Genomic DNA, 3,456 nt, shown 5'->3' with positions numbered 1-3,456 from the left:
TCTCCCTTGCCATTCGACCATCCTCCTCTCGTCGAGATGGCCGGGGAGGTTAGTCGAACGCGACGTCAGCGCGCATGCATGCTCACCGGAAGGACACAACCACTGCTCGAGCGAACGTCGCAACGCCGTGTTGTCCGTCGGGAGTAAGACCGGTGCACCGTCGAGCGAGCGAGGGAAGCCGCGCCGATACTTCCGGGCAAGCCTCGCTGCGCCAAGGAACGTCACACCGCACTCGCCGAGCAGATGGCTGAAGGCCCGGATCTTGATGCTGGGCCCGATTGGCGCATCGCTCAGCACCACGTCCAAGGTATGGAGAGCCAGCTCGGTCAGGAGGCGTTCGGACTTGTCCTCCTGGCAGATGATCCGGACCGGTTCCTCTAGCTGCAGCGCCGGCTCGAGGAGGCGATAGGCGATCATCTTGGGCACGACATCCGCAATGCCGACCATCACTCGGGCCGGCCGTCGCACCGGTCGTCCCTTGAGTGTGTCTTGCAGCTCGCGCCCCAGCGAGAAGATCTCGTCCGCGTAGCGATAGGCGATCTGCCCGACCTCCGTCAGCACCAGCTTGGGGCCGACGCGCCTGAAGAGCTTCTCCCCGAGGACGTTCTCCAGCGCTCTCAGCTGGCCGCTAATGGTGGGCTGCGCCAGCCGCAGGCGCGCGCCTGCACGCGACACGCTCCCCTCGTGCACGACGGTCCAGAAATACAGCAGGTGATGGTAGTTCAGCCACTCCATGGGCGTCTGGCCCTATATCGGGTTTTCCGATGCGTTGCACTCGCATTATCTATTGGACCATCGATCAGCCGACTTCTATATTGGGCAGCAATGGACACACTCAGCATAGGCACCCCGGCCCTCTGGATCGGATTCATCGGCTTCATTCTCGCCATGCTCGTGCTCGATTTGGGCGTCTTCCACCGCAACGCGCACGAAGTTCGCTTCCGCGAGGCCATGGTGTGGAGCGTGATCTGGATTGCGCTGTCCCTGCTCTTCTGCGCCTGGGTCTACGTGCAGTTCGGCAACGAGCGCGGCCTCGAGTTCCTCACCGGCTACCTGATCGAGAAGGCGCTCGCGGTCGACAATATCTTCGTCTTCCTGGTCATCTTCTCGGCCTTCGCCGTCCCCGCGGCGTATCAGCACCGCGTGCTGTTCTGGGGCATTCTGGGCGCGCTCATCATGCGCGCGCTCTTCATCGTGGTGGGCGCGGCCCTGATCGAGCGGTTCCATTGGGTCATGTACGTGTTCGGCGCCTTCCTCGTCCTGACCGGCATCAAGATGCTCCTTCGACGCGACGTCGAAGAGCACCCGGAACGCAACCCGCTGTTCCGGCTGTTTCGGCGATTCATACCGTCGGTCCCCGAGTACCACGGATCGCGCTTCACGGTGGTGAAAGCCGGGAAGCGATATGCGACCCCGCTGCTGCTCGTGCTGGTCTGCATTGAGACCAGCGACCTCGTGTTCGCGATCGACTCGATCCCGGCGATCTTCGCCGTGACGAGGGATCCGTTCATCGTCTTCACGTCGAACATCTGCGCCATTCTCGGACTACGCGCGATGTTCTTCTTGCTGGCGGGTGCGGTGCAGCGCTTGAACTATCTGCAGCCCGGTCTGGCGCTGGTGCTCGCCTTTGTCGGGACGAAGATGCTCCTGGTGGACCTGTACCCCATCCCGATTGCCGTCTCGCTCGGCGCCGTGGCTACTCTCCTTGGCGTGTCGGTGTTGGCCTCGCTTCTGTGGCCGCCCGTGGTCACTCAACCAGTTGCGGCGAAAGAGAAGGCTACTGGCGACGTTCCGCGCGTGGTGTCGTAGTCCTTCCTGATGGAATCAGGCGCGACTGACCTTGAATAAGATGTGCTCAGAAAGCTCTGAAAGAGGATCGTATGCAGCTCCACATCAAGGGACGGAACCTGCTCCTGGCACCGGCGGTGATCGAGCGGATCGAGCGGCGCCTGCGCTTTGCGCTGAGCCGGTTCGCGGACTGCATCGACCGCGTGACCGTTCAGTTCGCCGACCTCAACGGTCCGCGCGGCGGCGTCGACAAGCAGTGCCGCATCGTCGTGAAGCTTCGTCGCGGCGGGGAGGTCGTGGTCGAGGACACCGCCACCGACCTCGAAACGGCGATCGACCGCGGAGCCGACCGCGCCCAGCGGGCAGTGGCCCGTGCGCTCGCACGAATGCACCCGACGGAAGACAGCCCCAGCTTTGTGCCGACGGAGGACCAGTCATGAACGGCGCAGCCCATGTCACATTCGCCGGCGGTGGCATCGTGCTGCCGGCGCGTGAGCCATACGATCGCCAGCTGTTGGTTGAGCAAGTGGCGGAGCGGGTGCAGCGGAAGGGTGTGGTGCGCGTAGCGATCCACGGCCGCACCTGGAACGTGCGCCGGATCGACGATAACGTGACCGCCGCGTGCACGCGCTGCCGCCGATCACTGCACGGGACCTGCTACGCCACGACGCCCGGCGATGCGCGCCACTGCCTGCGGTGCGCGTTTGTGAGTTCGCCACAATCGAGCGCGCCGGCACCGGAGGAGGCAGCCCTGGCGCGCGCGAGCAACGGCCACCCGCGCGGCGCGCCGCCGCGGTCGGTGGTGGCAGCCGTGCTGCGGTGGGCGGGTTTCGGTGAGTTGCGGGAGATCGCGTTATGCTTTACCACGTCTTCAGATTGGGCGACGGAAGACGGAGATCGAAGGCATCGCGCGCCTCCGTTATCCAGTATCCAGTAAGCGCTATCAGCCTATCAGCAGCAGGCTGTCAGGTGGTGAAGAGCCGCACGCGCGCCACCGGCCGAGAAGGAGTTGAGCATGAGTAACGAGTTGTTCGGGGACCGGAGAAAGGCACTTGAGGACGATTTCTTTCGCCGCCAGGACGCCGCGCTCATAGCGCGGCGTCGCACCGACGAGCAGCGGCGGGCAGCGCGCGCGGCGCTCGCCGCAGCGTCGCATATCACGGATGACGTCCTCCTCGATCAGCTGGTGGCATTGGGGATCAGCGCGGACACTCTGACCGCACTGTCGCTCGTGCCCCTGGTCGAAGTCGCGTGGGCCGACGGCAAGGTGGAGGACGCCGAGAAACAGGCGATCCTCACCGCCGCGAAGGCGGCCGGCTTGGAAGAGACCAGCGCCGGTCACAAGCTTCTCGCGAGCTGCCTGTCGGAGCGGCCGCACACCAGGCTGAGGAAGATGTGGGAGCAGTACATCGCGAGCCTCTGCACGACGCTGTCGGCCGAACAGCGGGACGCGCTCAAGACGGAGCTGCTGCAGCAAGCGCGCCAGGTCGCCGAAGCCGCTGGCGGCTTCTTGGGCCTGGGCTCGAAGCAGGGTCCTGTCATAGTCGGCTAAGCCCGCGATGTTGCTGAAGCGTGGGAGCGGCGCTGGCGTTGTGGGGGCGTTTATGGCAGAACCAGAGCCGTGGACAGGAAGCAGCAGGGAGAGGGTCAAGCCGAGCGGCGGGCGGT

At 64.9% G+C, this 3,456-nt stretch carries 5 protein-coding genes; 4 read left to right on the top strand and 1 reads right to left on the bottom strand.

Annotation, left to right across the window (positions count from 1 at the left end; all coding sequences use genetic code 11):
- The coding region (locus HY699_16810; protein MBI4517466.1) for a LysR family transcriptional regulator at positions 1-735 on the bottom strand (735 nt) is incomplete at its 3' end.
- Between the two features lie 90 nt (positions 736-825).
- Between HY699_16810 and HY699_16805 the strand changes: the two genes are divergently transcribed.
- From HY699_16805 to HY699_16790, 4 genes are all read left to right on the top strand, one after another.
- On the top strand, positions 826-1,809 hold the full coding sequence (locus HY699_16805) for a TerC family protein (protein MBI4517465.1): 984 nt from the start codon (positions 826-828) through the stop codon (positions 1,807-1,809).
- Between the two features lie 71 nt (positions 1,810-1,880).
- On the top strand, positions 1,881-2,228 hold the full coding sequence (locus HY699_16800) for an HPF/RaiA family ribosome-associated protein (GenBank protein MBI4517464.1): 348 nt from the start codon (positions 1,881-1,883) through the stop codon (positions 2,226-2,228).
- A complete protein-coding gene (locus tag HY699_16795; protein MBI4517463.1) occupies positions 2,225-2,725 on the top strand; it encodes a hypothetical protein in 501 nt (166 codons plus the stop codon). The genes HY699_16800 and HY699_16795 overlap by 4 nt, the downstream gene beginning before the upstream one ends.
- A 78-nt stretch (positions 2,726-2,803) precedes the next feature.
- The gene (locus HY699_16790; GenBank protein MBI4517462.1) at positions 2,804-3,340 is read left to right on the top strand and encodes a hypothetical protein; all 537 of its coding nucleotides are present in this window, start codon (positions 2,804-2,806) and stop codon (positions 3,338-3,340) included.
- The last annotated feature ends 116 nt before the right edge of the window (positions 3,341-3,456 follow it).

It is taken from the genome of Deltaproteobacteria bacterium (assembly GCA_016210005.1).
Lineage (GTDB): Bacteria > Desulfobacterota > Binatia > HRBIN30 > JACQVA1 > JACQVA1.
This window is presented reverse-complemented; position numbering and strand designations above follow the sequence as displayed.